Origin of the sequence: Metabacillus schmidteae (assembly GCF_903166545.1) — a bacterium.
GTDB lineage: Bacteria > Bacillota > Bacilli > Bacillales > Bacillaceae > Metabacillus > Metabacillus schmidteae.
Genome location: NZ_CAESCH010000001.1, coordinates 2,717,830 through 2,732,748, shown reverse-complemented (window position 1 = coordinate 2,732,748; position 14,919 = coordinate 2,717,830). Strand labels below are relative to the sequence as shown.

The following is a 14,919-nucleotide window of genomic DNA, read 5'->3' as shown; positions in this document are numbered from 1 at the left end:
ATCATATAAATTGACTGATTATTCAGTGAAGAAATAAAATTATGAGGTAACTTTATTTCTTATAAGTAATTAGGATAGGAGATCGTATCAATGAATATTAGAGACGCATTACTAAAAGAAAGACCATTAATAAGAACACAAAGGATAGAGGCATATAGTGAACACGCAAGTGTCGTTTCTGAAGAACACTGGCAAGCTCTGCAAACTGCCATTTCATCTGAAGCCGATGCCCAACCTGGTGTAGAGTTAATCGTTGCAGAAATAGATGGAAAAATAGTTGGAAGTGTTGCATTGTTCCCGCCTCAATCTGATGCTTATGAAGGACTTGTTGAGCAGGTTGACTATACGGAAATTCGTTTGCTTGCAGTAAATTCTGAAGCTAGAGGTCAGGGGATTGCGACAGCACTTGTATCTGAATGTATTAATAGAACAAAGAATAGCGGCATTGATTTTATTGGATTACATACAGCTGATTTTATGAAAAATGCAATAAACCTATATAAAGGTTTAGGTTTTGAACGTGTACCTAAATATGATTTTGAACCTGCAAACGACGGTGTTATCGTAAAAGCTTTTCGACTGAATATAAAGTAGTAAAAGGGACCTCAAAACATTCGAGGTCCCTAAAAATGAAATCACATTATTGGTTTCGAAGCTGGTTTTCTGCCATAGCAACTAAACGCTTGGTCATTTCCCCACCAACTGAACCGTTTGCGCGAGCGGTCGTATCGGCTCCAAGTTGTACCCCAAATTCATTCGCGATTTCCTCTTTCATGGAATTAAGAGCATTTTCTGCACCTGGCACAACTAATTTATTTCTTGCCATCGTACAACACCCCTTTTGAATGGTTTTGGAACTCTAAGCACTGATATCAAATGCTCAACAATAGTTTGTCCAATTTGCTATATTTTATAAAAAGCTAATATGAGCCACAGTATAACCTTTTTCATAAAAGGGAATCTTAAAGTAAAAAGGGGGAAAAGACCGATGGATATGTTTGAAAAATTTCCGGTTGCACATTTAGATCCTGATCAACTTCAAAAAATCCTGACACTTGAAAAAGAACTTCGTAATGAAACAAATGAGAACATTGTGTTGATCGCTTATGATGAGCAAGGCGAGAAATAGATCGTTATTTCAATAAAAGAATTTTTTGTAAATTTAACCAAATTTTTGTTGATATTTCATATTCATTCTTATATGATGATATCTGTTGAACACTTACACTCTATGCCTTGTATTAATTCTGTTGTTAAAGGTATTTCCCGCTCAGTTGAACTGGGCGGATTTTCATTTTTCATTTTGTCTACTTTTTTGAAAGCATACGTATACTAGATTAAGAGTGATCTTGTTTGTAAGTTTTTTAATCAAACAGATTTGAGGTGTATACGATATGTTGTTTTCTAATGAAGAAAAAGATGCTTTGTACAAAGTAATTGCAACGAGAAGAGATGTGCGAAGCTTTAAATGTGATCCTGTACCACCCGATGCTGTCCATAGGATTTTGGTAGCAGCTCATCAAGCACCTTCTGTAGGGTTTATGCAGCCTTGGAATTTCATTTTAATTGATTCTGATGATTTGAAGCATAAATTAGCTTGGGCTGCGGATAAAGAAAGAAGAGCTCTTGCCATTCACTATGAAGAAGATAAGCGGGCATCATCATTTCTTCAATTAAAAATTGAAGGAATTAAAGAAGCTCCTATTACCATATGTGTTACATGTGATCCAACTAGAGGCGGAGCCCATGTGTTAGGGAGAAATTCAATTCCGGAAACTGATATGTTGTCAACTGCCTGTGCCATTCAAAATATGTGGTTAGCTTCATGTGTTGAAGGTATCGCAATGGGTTGGGTAAGTTTTTATAAAAAAGCAGATGTTCGTGATATCTTAAAAATACCGCCACATATCGATCCTGTTGCACTCATTTCTCTAGGCTACACAGATGTTTATCCTAAGGCACCCATTTTAGAAACAGCAAAATGGGAAAAGAGACAATCATTACAAAACTTAATTTATAAAAACAAATGGGGGGAATTAGTAGAATAAAGAACATTCAGATACACATGAATGGCTTTCATGTGTATCTTAAGCACGTATTTCATTCTCTAAAATCATAAGTTCATAAAGGAGTACATATTAAATGAAAGAAAATCAGTTAGTACATAAGCATGAAGAAACACTTTTTATCTTTTGTGTCATTACCACATGTTTGGCCGCTTTATATTTGCTTATATCTATCGTCGGAATATTTATTTTCCTGGTACTTGGTCTTATATCACTTTTTTCACACATCATCTCGATGTCACATATTCAGTTAAACGGGGTTAGACTTCGCGAATCTCAATTTCCAGATTTGTATGAAAAAGTTGTTAACTTATCTGCTAAGATGGAACTAAAAAACATACCTGAGGTTTATATCCTTGAATCTGGTGGATTATTAAATGCGTTTGCGACAAAAATTCTCGCAATATCAGGAAAAAACATGGTTGTTTTATATTCTGATTTTGTTGATATTGCTGAAGAATCTTCAGATTTTGATATCGATTATATCATTGCACACGAACTGGCTCATTTAAAACGTAATCATATTTCAAAAAGCATCTTTGTCTCTTTAGCTATGTGGATTCCTTTCTTAGGAACTAGTTATCTACGAATGGCTGAATATACTTGTGACCGTATGGCTGCTTATTATACAGAAAAGCCCCAAAATGCAATTAATGGTTTATTAATCTTAGCAGCAGGAAGACGGTTATATAACAAAGTCAACTTAAATGATTATTTAGAGCAGTATAATGAGAAAAAAGGGTTCTTTGCAACACTAACAGAATTATTGTCAACACACCCGCCAATTCCTAAGCGAATTCATGAAATCGAAACATTTATTAATGGTGGTGACAACGCAACTGTAAAATTAGTAAGCAAACACAAGCAAATTATTTTTATTATTGTGCTCGTTTTCTTCCTTTTACCAGGTTTATTTATTGGTGTGACTGTTGGAGCTACATTAGCAATTTCTAAGCTTGATTTCTTAAGTGAATTGGCAGATCCATATGAATATGAAACTGGATACGAAGATGTGCCATTGATGCAAGCAATTGTAGATAATGATGTGGAAACCGTTGAACAATTATTAGAGGATGGGTCAGATCCTAATACGATTAATGAATACGGGGAAAGTGCTCTTATGATTGCTGTTATGAATGAGAGACCTGATTTTGTTCCAATTCTTCTTGAATATGGAGCAGACCCGAACCACCAGGATGATTACGGATGGACACCGTTAATATCAGCTGTAAGTGCATGGGACCTTGAATCAGGAAAATTATTGCTGGAGTCTGGTGCCGATCCAATGTTACAGGATACAGATGGCCTGTCAGCTATTGATCATGCTATCGATTATGATAATAAGGAATTTATTCAATTACTTGAATCCTATTCAGAAGATCCTAATACGTTCTAATTACGTATAGATTGATTTAATGAATAAACCATACAAAAAGATGAACATAAACAGGTTCATCTTTTTTATTTGGTGTTTTTTCGGAAATATTATTAGGAGAGATTTCTCCTCAAGTCAATTTGTTTTCCTTAAAGAGAAAATTATTATATGATCGTACATACATATAATGAATACTAGGAGGTTATTTAATGGTATCTGAAATTATGTTAAACGATACAACTATATCTATAACCAATTACGAAGAAAAAACGAAAAATAACCTTATGCAAATATCTTTTGATTTTCTAGTTACAAGTGATAAATATCATGAAATCACGACTTTACTTTATAAAAGCGAGTTTGATGTGAAAATACAGGAAAAAAATCTTTCTTTTCATGGTGTAATTAATAATTATTCCACTTCCTTAACAAACTTGTATAAGGAAAACCAAGTATCTCGTTTTTCATTGCAAATCATAGAACAGGAAAACTAGAGAGGCGATATGATGAGACTAAGTATATTAGACCAGGCACCCATTTCATCAAATCAAACACCTCAAGATGCATTAAAGGAATCAAAGCGGCTAGCACAGGTTGGTGAGCAGCTTGGGTATACTCGTTTTTGGATAGCAGAACATCATGATTTAGCAGGGCTGGCATGCTCAGCACCTGAAGTGATGTTGTCTTATATAGGTGCAAATACTAAAACAATACGAATTGGTTCTGGAGCTGTATTATTGCCTTATTATAGACCCTATAAAGTAGCGGAAACATATAACATGCTTGCTACCTTATTTCCTAATCGAATCGATATTGGGATTGGCAGAGCACCAGGTGGTTCAGCAGAAGCAACAAATGCACTATCAGATCGATTTCTCCAGCAGGTGTGGGATTTACCAAAATCATTAGAGGAGTTACTGCATTTTATTTATAATGATTTTCCAGCAGATCATGAATACGCTAAGGTAAAAGCAGCTCCAATTCCAGAAACTGCACCTGCACCATGGCTTCTTGGAACTAGTAAAAAAAGTGCCTTATTAGCAGCAGAAACAGGAATGAGCTATGCATTTGGACAATTTATGAGTGAGAATGACGGCCAGGATATTATCAAACAATATCGTGATTCATACAAACCAAAAAAAGAAGAACATAAACCTAATGTTATCGTTACCGTATCTGCTATATGTGCAGACACGACTGAAATAGCAGAAGAAATTGCGTTAAGTTCATTGATATGGGCGATTCAAAAAGAAAAAGGAGAAGGAAACAAAGGAATTCCTTCAGTTAAAAAGGCGAAAGAGTATCCGTTAACAGAAGAAGAAAAGCATAAAGTAGAAAAAATGAAACAAAAAATGATCATTGGTAATCAAATGGAAGTTAAAAAGAAATTACTAGATCTACAAGCTTCTTATCAAGCTGATGAAATCATGATTGTCACGATCACACATTCACCAGAAGATCGATTAACTTCTTACAAGCTAATTTCAAAAGCATTCAAGTAACATGTATAAACCATCTCTTAACGCTTATTCTAAAGAAAGGAAAGCGATTTGAATGAGGAGATGACAAAATGAAGGATTATGAAATTACACATATAATTATTGATGATGGCTTATATGGTGAAGAAGCTGTAACAACTGAATTCACGCATAACAATACTACTTACAGTATCACGTTTAATAAGTCAGACCTGGAAATCTTAAACAAATGGGTATTGGAAGACAACACCTCTCTTCCCGCAAATCTTTCTGAAGAACTTATTGAATTGATTAGGAATGAAGTAAAGAAGAGCATAAACAAATAACCTCAACAAAGTAGATGTACTACCTTGTTGAGGGTTGTATTTTATATTGAAAAAAGGATAGAATCTTTTAGGATTGTTTTCTCATCTTTTTGTAGTCCACATTCAACATCTTCAAACGCTATTTTTACTAACCATCTTGTAAATGGGGCTACATTCATTTCTTCAATTTCATCAAGACTATAAAAACCTGCCTCATCTGACTCAATGCCATCAGGTATCGGGTCACCTTCCACATAATCCATAGCAAAGGCAATATAAACATTATGTACTTGGCGTGGAAGATCACGCAGTGCGACAATTCGATTCACTTTTGCCGTAATCCCTGTTTCTTCCTTAACCTCTCTCACAACTGTTTCTTCAATACTTTCTAATTGTTCAATATATCCACCTGGATTTGTCCAATATCCTTTACCGGGATTATGAGCACGTTTCACAAGGAGAACTTTGTGATCCTTTATCACTAAACCTCCAACTCCGATACTATAATCGCCCCAAAAGACAAACTCACAGCTGGAGCACGCATATCTTTCTACACCATCGATTTCACGAATACATATTTTGGAACCACATTTCATACAAAAGTTAACTGACAAATTCATCATCCTTATTTTCTTAAATTCTTTGTTTATATTCTCCTGTCTAGTCGCAATACCCTTTATTTTGTAGAAAATAGAGTGAAAAATTTAACGAATCAGTAAGAGAAATGACAGTTTTTGCGCTTGCCCAGGAAATGTCCGAGTTATTTCTCATTACCAATACTGATTAAATTCATGGTAAACTGTATTTTGACATTCATCTCACTATTAAAAGTTCACTTCAAAGGGAGGCCAGACATTGACAATAAGACTAAATCATCAAATCATAAAAGAAGTGTGTGGCATAACATCCTTTAAAAGAGGAAGTGCTTTTTATCACGCGAATAAAGTAGTCTTTGATTCTTATCAAGACAATCAATATAACGCAACAGTCTCTGGTACAGAAAATTTTCACGTAACTATAAAACATGATGAAAAAGGAGAATTCAGAGCGGCATGCACATGTCCCAAGCTAGCTTCCTTTGATAAAGATTGTCAGCATGTTGCTGCTGTATTGTTATCAATTTATGAACAGCAAAGAAAAGTGACAGGGCCGGTAGAAAATAACTCATCACCCGATCAATTAACAGAAGGATTATTTGGTTTATTTAATGGGTCTTCAATACGGTCAAGTCAACATCAAAGACACTTTGAAAATCGGGATGTACTGGAAGCGGAATTTATTTGTAAACCTTTCAAAGCGGAAGACGGACATCACTTACTTGGTATAGAGATAAGCATTCAACAACAAAAAGTTGAAAACATCCATTTGTTTTTAGAAAAATTAAAGCATGGGAATAGTATCAAACTTGCATCATTTACGTTTAATCATGACAAGCATTGCTTCCTCAAAGAAGATGATATGATTTTACAACAGCTTATTGGAATTGTTCATGACGAGAAAATATACAATGACCATAGATCATCTCATGCTCAGTTGTTATTGATTCCACCGACCTCATTTGGAAAGCTTTTTCCGCTGCTCTTGCAAGCACCGATCGTGAAGATAGAAGATAAGGAAAAACGATATTATAGGATGAAGCAATCAAACGATTTGCTTCCAATAGATTTTCATTTGAGTAGAGCACACCATAATGGCTATGAACTATCTATTGATGGGCTAGACAAACTGGTAGTTTTTCAGCCATATCAATGTGTTTTATATGTAAATACAGTTACATTTTTGGAGAGTGAAGATTCAAATCGATTATTTGAAATACAGCAGATGCTCAAATCCTCTGGCACTAATCGACTGATGATTCCTCAAAATCAAATAGGCATTTTTATTGAAAAAGTGGTTCCAGGTCTTCGTAGACTTGGCAAAGTATCCTTATCAACTGACATAACAAATTTAATGATGAAAACGCCATTAGTAGCAAAACTGTATTTAGATCGAATTAAAAATCGTTTACTTGCAAGTATTGAATTTCAATATGATACGATCATTCTTAATCCGCTTGAAACACGTGAGCCGCCAACGAACACATTGCTCATAAGGGATGTTGAAAAAGAAAATGAAATTTTAAAGCTAATGGAAGAGGCAATGTTTTCGAAAACAGAAGAAGGCTATTATCTTCAAAATGAAGAACTCGAATATGAATTTTTGTATTATCTTGTTCCAAAACTTCATAAGCTGACCCAAGTATATGCAACAACTGCTGTTCGCTCCCGCCTCTTTAAGGATAAGATGAAACCACAGATACGAATTAGAATGAAAAAGGAACGGACAAATTGGTTAGAGTTCAAGTTTGAAATGGAAGGATTTGCAGAAAAGCAAATCCGGGAAGTATTGGCAGCACTCGAGGAAAAAAGAAAATATTATCGATTAAAAAATGGCTCATTGCTTTCACTTGAATCGAAAGAGTTTCAGGAAATTCAACGTTTTCTTCAAACTCCTTTTCTTGAGAATAAAAGCTTATCTAATGGTCTGGATTTACCGTTTGAGCAGTGTATTCAACTGCTTGATTATGTCGATAGCAATGAATCATTTCAAGTAGAAGCTTCTTTTCGTGATTTTCTTCAAACAATTCGAGATCCCGGCAGTCTTGACTTTCCAATACCTGACAGCCTGGAATCGATTTTAAAGGATTATCAAAAAACAGGATACAAGTGGATGAAAACACTTGCTCACTATGGGTTCGGAGGAATACTGGCAGATGATATGGGTCTTGGGAAAACGATCCAAAGCATCGCATTTATTGTGTCAGAGCTTTCAACGATTCGTGACACGAAAACTTCTGCTCTTATTATTTGTCCTTCATCACTCACCTATAATTGGTTAAGTGAACTGCTCACGTTTGCTCCGGAAGTACAAGCTGTCGTATTAGATGGGAGCAGAACAGATCGTGAAGCCCTGCAAAAGGATTTAACAAACTTAGATGTCGTCATTACGTCTTATCCATTATTACGTAAAGACATTATGTGGTATGAAAAACAAGAATTTCATTCCGTATTTTATGATGAAGCACAAGCCTTTAAAAATCCTATAACACAAACTGCTAGAGCTGTTAAGAAAATTAAGGCAAACAATCGATTTGCTCTTACAGGTACTCCTGTAGAAAATTCAGTAGAAGAGCTTTGGTCGATTTTTCATGTTGTGTTTCCACAGCTGTTCTTAGGATTAAAGGATTATAGCCAGTTGACAAATAAGACGATATCACGCAGAATTCGTCCGTTTTTATTAAGACGAATAAAAGAGGACGTACTACATGAATTTCCTAAAAAATACGAAGAGATTGATTCTGTTGAACTTCTTCCAGAGCAAAAGAAACTTTATGCAGCGTATTTAGCAAAACTAAGACATGACACATTAAAACATTTAGATAAAGATACCATTCGAAAAAATAGAATTCGAATTTTAGCAGGATTAACGAGATTACGCCAAATTTGTTGTCATCCAAAACTGTTTGTAGACGGATATACAGGAAGTTCAGCAAAATTTGAACAGCTTTTTCACATTATTGAAGAAGCAAAACATGCCGGGAAAAGGTTGTTAATTTTTTCACAGTTCACGAAAATGTTGGAGCTCATTGGAAAAGAACTCACATTAAGAGGACTTTCATACTTTTATCTTGATGGACAAACTCCATCTGAAGAGCGGGTTGAAATTTGTCAGCGATACAATCAAGGGGAGAGAGATTACTTTCTCATCTCATTAAAAGCTGGAGGGACTGGCTTAAATTTGATGAGTGCGGATACAGTCATACTATATGATACATGGTGGAATCCTGCTGTAGAAGAGCAGGCAGCCGACCGTGCCCACCGTATTGGCCAGAAAAACGCTGTTACCGTGTTAAAGCTTGTTGCCAAAGGAACGATAGAAGAAAAAATGAATGAACTTCAAGATAAAAAAAGGAATCTTGTAGAGGAACTCATTGATTCCAACGGTGATATATCTCAAAGTCTAACAGAAGATGATATTAGAGAAATATTAATGCTGTAAGCCTTCAATCCTCATATTGAGGGCTTTTTCCTATGTTACCTGAAATTGGTTTACTACTACCAGTCACTCTTCTATTATACTATAATAATAGACTTTTAAATAGGGAGGGAAGCGAATGACCGCATTATTATGTTAAAGCAACTAAAGAAATTCGTCCTCTCATGTATGATGATGATTTTACTTTGTGTTCTTGGAATTATGATAACAGTGGAGTATTGGAGTCACACAGAAGCAGGGAAAGTACCAGTCAAAACAGGTGTTCTATTACATGCAGTTGATCAGCGTATTGTAACTTCCGGGATGAAAGTTCCAAAAATCTTTACAGGTTCTGGAGAATCACGTTTTTTTCGTAAAGATATGATGATTCCTATGTCTGATGGGGAAGAGATACCAGTAAGAATCTATCAACCTAAGGCAGAAGGACAGCATCCTATTATTCTCTATTACCACGGTGGAGCTTTCTTAGAAGGTTATGGTAACATTCAAACTCATGATAATATTGTTCGCGCTTTAGCCTCTAAAACTAACAGTGTCGTCATTTCTGTTGAGTACCGCTTGGCACCTACATATCCTTTTCCAACTGCGACAGAGGATAGCTTTCAGGCACTTGTATGGGCAGAGAAACATGCTGATTTATTCCATGGAGATCCTTCTAAACTTGCTGTTGTCGGCGATAGTGCCGGGGGAAATCTCGCAACAGTCGTAACATTGATGGCCCGTGACCGCAACGGACCTAACATAGCTGCTCAAGCATTATTATATCCTCTCACAACGTTCCAAGATGTTCCTTTTGCTTCACGTGACAGTTATGATAACGGCTATTATTTCATCTCAAGAGGTGTCATGGAAAAAGCAAGAGAGTATTACACTCCTGATGAAAAAATGTGGTCAAACCCATACACATCACCACTAGACGCAAATCTTGAAAACCTTCCTCCTGCGTTAATCATTACAGCTGAATTTGACCCGCTCCGTGATGAGGGAGAAGAATATGCAAAACGTTTAGCCCAATTTGATACTCCGGTCACCGCGTCTCGATACAATGGAGTCATGCACGGATTTGTTTCATTATATGAGGTTATGCATAGGGGAAAACAAGCTTTAAACGAAACGGCAACTTACTTAAATACTGCTCTTCAGGAAAACCCTGAATATCAACCGAATAGCTTTACAATAAATGATGAGCAACCAGCATTAACAAAACTTCAAGAACGTGGAGAAGCATATGCAATCGGAGCCTTTTTAATCGGAAAACAAGCTTTTACTATGTTAACATCTTGGTAATAATAATAAAAAAGGATGATCAAGTCATTACACTTTGATCATCCTTATACTTATATTTCAAAATCAACGACGATTTTGTCTGTGAGACCAATTTCTTCTAAGTAAGAAACAGCCGCTTGGTGTTTTTCATGAGGACCATACGCTTCAAGGGCTTGTTTATCTTCAAAGCGTACAGTTAGACCTAATTGAAAGCCCTGGCTTCGCTCCGAAAAATTCAAACCAGCTTGAATATCAACAATACCGGAGATTTCATTTTTTAAATTTTTCAGCTTTTGAATTGCTTCTGTTTGTTGTTCAACAGTAGTTGTACCATTGAATTTAAAAATAACGATATGCTCAACCATTGCTTCTCCTCCTAATATGTAAACCCTTTTTCATTCCTATTATTGCATAATTCAGAAGAGAAGATCAATTAAAAAAAGATTGTGTAATAGACGCAGGAAAGCTATAGTTAAATGAGTTTAGAACTACTAATAAAGGAAGTGTCAATTTGATAAATATTGAAATACCAAAGAGTGATGTTTCGATCATCAAAAGAAAGCAACCTGCACAAGATAACACACCTGTCATAAAATCTATTGGAGGATTTATCGATCTTCATGAAATCCCTAGAGATAAAGGCGGAGTAATTTTATTTTACAACAGACAAGATGAGCTGCTGTTTGTCGGCAAAGCAAGAAAACTAAGACAACGTGTTAAAAAACATCTTGAAGATACCGTTTCACCATTAAAAAATCATCGAGATGAAATATTTCGTATAGATGTTTCTATCGTAGAAGATCCAATGGAAAGAGAAATTTACGAAACGTATTTGATCAATACGCTTCAAGCAAAATACAATGTGGACAAGGTGTTTTATAAATAAAAACGATAAAGGTGCTAAGCAGTATAAAGCTTAGCACCTTTACTGTTTTCTGTAATTGACTGAGATACCTAGGTCTTTATTACCGAAAGTTTTTGCACTTTTTCTTTATTACCTTTTACACTTGTTAAATAAACTCCAATAAAGACTAATATACCTCCTATAACTTGGACAAAGGATATGGAATTTCCAAGTAATAGACTGAAAATTGCTGTAAATACAGTAATTAAATTCAAATAAACTCCAGCTTTACTTGCATCTATTTGACGAAGTGAGATATTCCAAAATATAAAAGATCCTACTGAAGGGAAAATCCCCATATATACAATACCCATGACAGCATGTTGACTTAAATGAAAATTAAAGTTAGACCCTGACACCACAACCATTGGAAGCATGATGATTAACGCAAAAATGACAGATATTGAAGTAGCTGAAATAGGTGGAATCTCTTTTGTTTTCCTGCCAATAATTGAATAGATTGTCCAAACTAGGATTGCGATTAACATGAGCAGATCCCCCTGATTATAGGCGTTATGAATAATCAGATGTAATTGACCCTTCGTTAAAACTAGAAGGACACCTAGAAGAGAGACAACTAAACCAATTCCATTTTTTGAAGATATTTTTTCTTTTAAAAATAAAACAGAAAATAATACAATTACAGCAGGATTAATCGAGTTCACTAAAGCAGCATTAAGGGAAGTCGTATATTGCAATGCTTCATACAACAGAAAATTATAACTAATGACTCCAAGCAGGGCTAAAATAAAAAGAGTTTTCCACTCTTTCCAAACATTTCTCCAATTTGGCCGTTCGATCCAATGGGCAAGCGGAACTAAAAAGATAACTGCGATTAGCCATCTTGAAAAGGTCATTTGAAGAGGCGACATTTCAGCAACCAAATACTCTCCAAAAACGTAGTTACCGGCCCAAAACAAGTTTGCTAACACAAGGAATAAGAGGACATAGATTTTCTTCATATTTACTTCACACTCGCTATTTTTTCGAAATTTTTTATTCTGTTAATATATCAAAATGGAAGAAAATGAGCAATTCATATTTAAATATAATTGAAGGAGAACCATTATAATCTAAATTATTACATATTTTAAAAAAATAAAATTATCATTATCAGTTGGAAGAATAACAGACAGAATGATAAAAATGGGAAGAGTAAAATATATAGACTAGAAAATTTGAGAATCTGAATGTCTTATATTAGACTAAGCAAAGAATAAATGTGAAGAAAGGGATGACCATCATAAAACTAAGTGTTCTAGATCAATCCGTCATAAGAAAAGGTGAAACAGCTGTAACAGCCTTTCAACAAACACTCGAATTAGCTATGCTATCTGAAGAGCTGGGATATACAAGGTTTTGGGTAGCGGAACATCATAATACGAGCGGAATAGCTGGTACGTCACCTGAAATCTTAATTTCACATATTGCTTCTCAAACAAACTCAATTCGTATTGGATCAGGAGGTGTGCTCCTTCCACAATATAGCCCTTTTAAAGTTGCTGAGAATTTCAAGCTACTCGAGACACTTTATCCGAATCGAATTGACTTAGGAGTCGGACGATCTCCAGGAGGCTCACCAGCAACACGTTTGGCGTTAACGGATAGTATTCGAAAAAGTTTGAATGAATTTCCCAGACAGCTAACTGATCTGCAAGGTTACATGGAAGACACAATTCCAGAATCTCATCCTTATCATAACGTAAGAGCGTATCCTGAAAGTAAAACACTGCCAGAACTATGGGTGTTGGGAGTCACACACCGCGGAGCTAGAGTAGCAGCAGAAAAGGGCACAGCATTTACATATGGTCATTTTATTAACCCCCACAACGGGTTAAGAGCATTGCAAACATATCGGGAAAACTTTCAGCCATCTAACACGGTGAAAACGCCAAAGAGCAATTAGTGTATCTTTGTTATATGTGCACCTACACAGGAGAAGGCAGAGGAGATCGCGATAAGTCAAGATCTATGGTTATTAGCCGTTGAAAAAGGGTTTGATACACATATTCTTCCTGTTCATGAGGCAAGGAATCGTAAACTGACTAAAAAAGACAAAGAAAGAATTGAGGAAAATAGAAGGAGGGTGATCATTGGTACTCCTGGAAAAGTTCATGAAGAAATAGTAAGACTCAGCGATTATTATCAGACAGATGAGTTTATGATTATCAATAATACATATAGCTTTCAAGAAAAGTTGCTAACCTATACGTTACTAGCAGAACAGTTTCTTTAAAAAATGCGGGTAGTATAAGCTAACCGCATTTTTACTATTATCGTTTTTTCTTTTTATCATTACCTGCCGGCTGGTTCTTAAGCTTTTTCTCAAGAATCACATTCACTTGAACAAGATCATCGAGGTTCTTAACGCTTAAGACCGTTCCTTTACGTCCTTTAATTTTAACCGCATCATTCTCAGCAGGAACTTGATTTAGCAACTGACACAATAATACCGTATTTTCTTCCAAAAAATGAACAACTGTCATTTTCATTTCTCCTTTTCATCAAATGGTCAAAAAGGATTTCTTTAACTGATCTCCATATGTTAGTACATTGTTATATGATATGAATCTATGAATGGAAGGACACAGAATCAATAAAAAATACCATTTTATAGAATATATTTAAAAATATATTGGAAAATCATGCTATTATATATAAAGTTCATATAAGAGTATTATGTTACATTTTGAGGTGCTATCGTGGAAAACAAATTTATAAGAGGAACTATTTTCTTAACTGCTGAAACATTTATTTCAAGATCTTTTGGTATAAAAGAGTCCAAGGAGTGATTCTAATGAAAACTCATTATATTGTTCAAATAGGGGTAGGATTGATGTTTTTCATTATCGCAACGATCGCAGCATGGTACGAAGGAAGTGCGTTAGTCGATTATCCGAGTGAATGGAAGTATACGGCTAAAATAACATACTGGTTAAAGGGTGCACCAGAAACTTATAAAGATATCAATCAACTGGACTTCTTTATTTATGCTGCTAAATTCAGACCTGTTTTTGCTTATGTTATGTGTATTAGTGCGATGTACCTGTTCGTATTAAGCTTATTCCTTGTTTGGAAAAGAGTTAACATGCAAAGGAAATCCACTAATTTATAAATTTGAGAGCATAAAAGGGAGGGGGCAGTATGGAAGTGAAGAACAAAATTCTATTTTTGTTACTATGGGGTTAAATATTATTCTTATTGGATGTAGAGGATGGGGAATAACCAAAATGAACTTTGTAAAAGAACAGGTTTTAACTACAGAAGTTAAAACATGACGACCTCAACAGATATGGATACGATTATGGACAATCTGAGGAAGTAACCGATAAAATATCGGTACCACTAATAGGTAAATAAATGGGGGCTGGTATTTAATTTGTTACTAAAAGAAAGCATGTGATCTACACACACATCCAAACTGATAATTAAAAAGTGAGTAGATCATAGATGCTGAATGTTTACAAATACGGTTATATTAAATGGAATT

General features: G+C 35.2%; 16 protein-coding genes and 1 pseudogene. 12 read left to right on the top strand and 5 right to left on the bottom strand.

Going from position 1 to position 14,919, the window contains the following annotated elements:
* The first annotated feature begins 90 nt into the window (after positions 1 to 90).
* The gene (locus HWV59_RS13100; protein ID WP_175639069.1) at positions 91 to 594 is read left to right on the top strand and encodes a GNAT family N-acetyltransferase; all 504 of its coding nucleotides are present in this window, start codon (positions 91 to 93) and stop codon (positions 592 to 594) included.
* A 46-nt stretch (positions 595 to 640) separates the two neighbouring features.
* Here the strand turns inward: HWV59_RS13100 and HWV59_RS13095 are convergent, their stop codons facing one another.
* Positions 641 to 826, bottom strand: a complete 186-nt coding sequence (locus HWV59_RS13095; RefSeq protein WP_026562562.1) for an alpha/beta-type small acid-soluble spore protein — start codon at positions 824 to 826, stop codon at positions 641 to 643.
* A gap of 162 nt (positions 827 to 988) precedes the next feature.
* Between HWV59_RS13095 and HWV59_RS13090 the strand changes: the two genes are divergently transcribed.
* The 6 genes from HWV59_RS13090 (at position 989) to HWV59_RS13065 (ending at position 5,245) form a co-directional block, all read left to right on the top strand.
* Positions 989 to 1,129, top strand: a complete 141-nt coding sequence (locus HWV59_RS13090; protein WP_175639068.1) for a hypothetical protein — start codon at positions 989 to 991, stop codon at positions 1,127 to 1,129.
* Positions 1,130 to 1,397: 268 nt separating this feature from the next.
* The gene (gene bluB / locus HWV59_RS13085; protein WP_175640055.1) at positions 1,398 to 2,048 is read left to right on the top strand and encodes a 5,6-dimethylbenzimidazole synthase; all 651 of its coding nucleotides are present in this window, start codon (positions 1,398 to 1,400) and stop codon (positions 2,046 to 2,048) included.
* A 94-nt stretch (positions 2,049 to 2,142) separates the two neighbouring features.
* Positions 2,143 to 3,462 carry a M48 family metallopeptidase gene (locus tag HWV59_RS13080; RefSeq protein ID WP_175639067.1) on the top strand — a complete coding sequence of 440 codons (1,320 nt, stop codon included), beginning with the start codon at positions 2,143 to 2,145 and terminating at the stop codon, positions 3,460 to 3,462.
* A 188-nt stretch (positions 3,463 to 3,650) separates the two neighbouring features.
* The gene (locus tag HWV59_RS13075) at positions 3,651 to 3,935 is read left to right on the top strand and encodes a DUF3219 family protein (protein WP_175639066.1); all 285 of its coding nucleotides are present in this window, start codon (positions 3,651 to 3,653) and stop codon (positions 3,933 to 3,935) included.
* A gap of 12 nt (positions 3,936 to 3,947) precedes the next feature.
* A complete protein-coding gene (locus HWV59_RS13070) occupies positions 3,948 to 4,943 on the top strand; it encodes an LLM class flavin-dependent oxidoreductase (protein WP_175639065.1) in 996 nt (331 codons plus the stop codon).
* 68 nt (positions 4,944 to 5,011) lie between these two features.
* Complete coding sequence (locus HWV59_RS13065; protein WP_175639064.1) at positions 5,012 to 5,245, top strand: hypothetical protein; 234 nt, start codon at positions 5,012 to 5,014, stop codon at positions 5,243 to 5,245.
* A 41-nt stretch (positions 5,246 to 5,286) separates the two neighbouring features.
* Here HWV59_RS13065 and HWV59_RS13060 read toward each other — a convergent pair whose 3' ends face one another.
* Positions 5,287 to 5,844 (bottom strand): NUDIX domain-containing protein, encoded by a 558-nt coding sequence (locus HWV59_RS13060; protein ID WP_407941576.1) that lies wholly within the window; start codon positions 5,842 to 5,844, stop codon positions 5,287 to 5,289.
* Positions 5,845 to 6,079: 235 nt separating this feature from the next.
* Between HWV59_RS13060 and HWV59_RS13055 the strand changes: the two genes are divergently transcribed.
* The gene (locus tag HWV59_RS13055; protein ID WP_175639062.1) at positions 6,080 to 9,262 is read left to right on the top strand and encodes a DEAD/DEAH box helicase; all 3,183 of its coding nucleotides are present in this window, start codon (positions 6,080 to 6,082) and stop codon (positions 9,260 to 9,262) included.
* Positions 9,263 to 9,391: 129 nt separating this feature from the next.
* Positions 9,392 to 10,546: an alpha/beta hydrolase gene (locus tag HWV59_RS13050; RefSeq protein WP_175639061.1), complete on the top strand. Its 1,155-nt coding sequence runs from the start codon at positions 9,392 to 9,394 to the stop codon at positions 10,544 to 10,546.
* A gap of 50 nt (positions 10,547 to 10,596) precedes the next feature.
* Here HWV59_RS13050 and HWV59_RS13045 read toward each other — a convergent pair whose 3' ends face one another.
* The gene (locus tag HWV59_RS13045) at positions 10,597 to 10,890 is read right to left on the bottom strand and encodes a Dabb family protein (protein WP_102231453.1); all 294 of its coding nucleotides are present in this window, start codon (positions 10,888 to 10,890) and stop codon (positions 10,597 to 10,599) included.
* 146 nt (positions 10,891 to 11,036) lie between these two features.
* On the opposite strand from HWV59_RS13045, the gene HWV59_RS13040 reads away from it, so the two are divergent.
* Positions 11,037 to 11,411, top strand: coding sequence for a nucleotide excision repair endonuclease (locus HWV59_RS13040; RefSeq protein WP_102231454.1), 375 nt, complete (start codon positions 11,037 to 11,039; stop codon positions 11,409 to 11,411).
* A gap of 68 nt (positions 11,412 to 11,479) precedes the next feature.
* On the opposite strand, the gene HWV59_RS13035 is transcribed toward HWV59_RS13040, so the two are convergent.
* Positions 11,480 to 12,391 carry a DMT family transporter gene (locus tag HWV59_RS13035; RefSeq protein ID WP_102231455.1) on the bottom strand — a complete coding sequence of 304 codons (912 nt, stop codon included), beginning with the start codon at positions 12,389 to 12,391 and terminating at the stop codon, positions 11,480 to 11,482.
* Between the two features lie 278 nt (positions 12,392 to 12,669).
* Here HWV59_RS13035 and HWV59_RS13030 point away from each other — a divergent pair.
* A pseudogene (locus tag HWV59_RS13030) lies at positions 12,670 to 13,665 on the top strand (LLM class flavin-dependent oxidoreductase).
* Between the two features lie 37 nt (positions 13,666 to 13,702).
* Here the strand turns inward: HWV59_RS13030 and HWV59_RS13025 are convergent.
* Positions 13,703 to 13,915, bottom strand: coding sequence for a hypothetical protein (locus HWV59_RS13025; protein WP_175639060.1), 213 nt, complete (start codon positions 13,913 to 13,915; stop codon positions 13,703 to 13,705).
* Positions 13,916 to 14,226: 311 nt separating this feature from the next.
* Here HWV59_RS13025 and HWV59_RS13020 point away from each other — a divergent pair, with 311 nt between their 5' ends.
* The gene (locus HWV59_RS13020; RefSeq protein WP_175639059.1) at positions 14,227 to 14,544 is read left to right on the top strand and encodes a YjdJ family protein; all 318 of its coding nucleotides are present in this window, start codon (positions 14,227 to 14,229) and stop codon (positions 14,542 to 14,544) included.
* Positions 14,545 to 14,919: the final 375 nt, after the last annotated feature.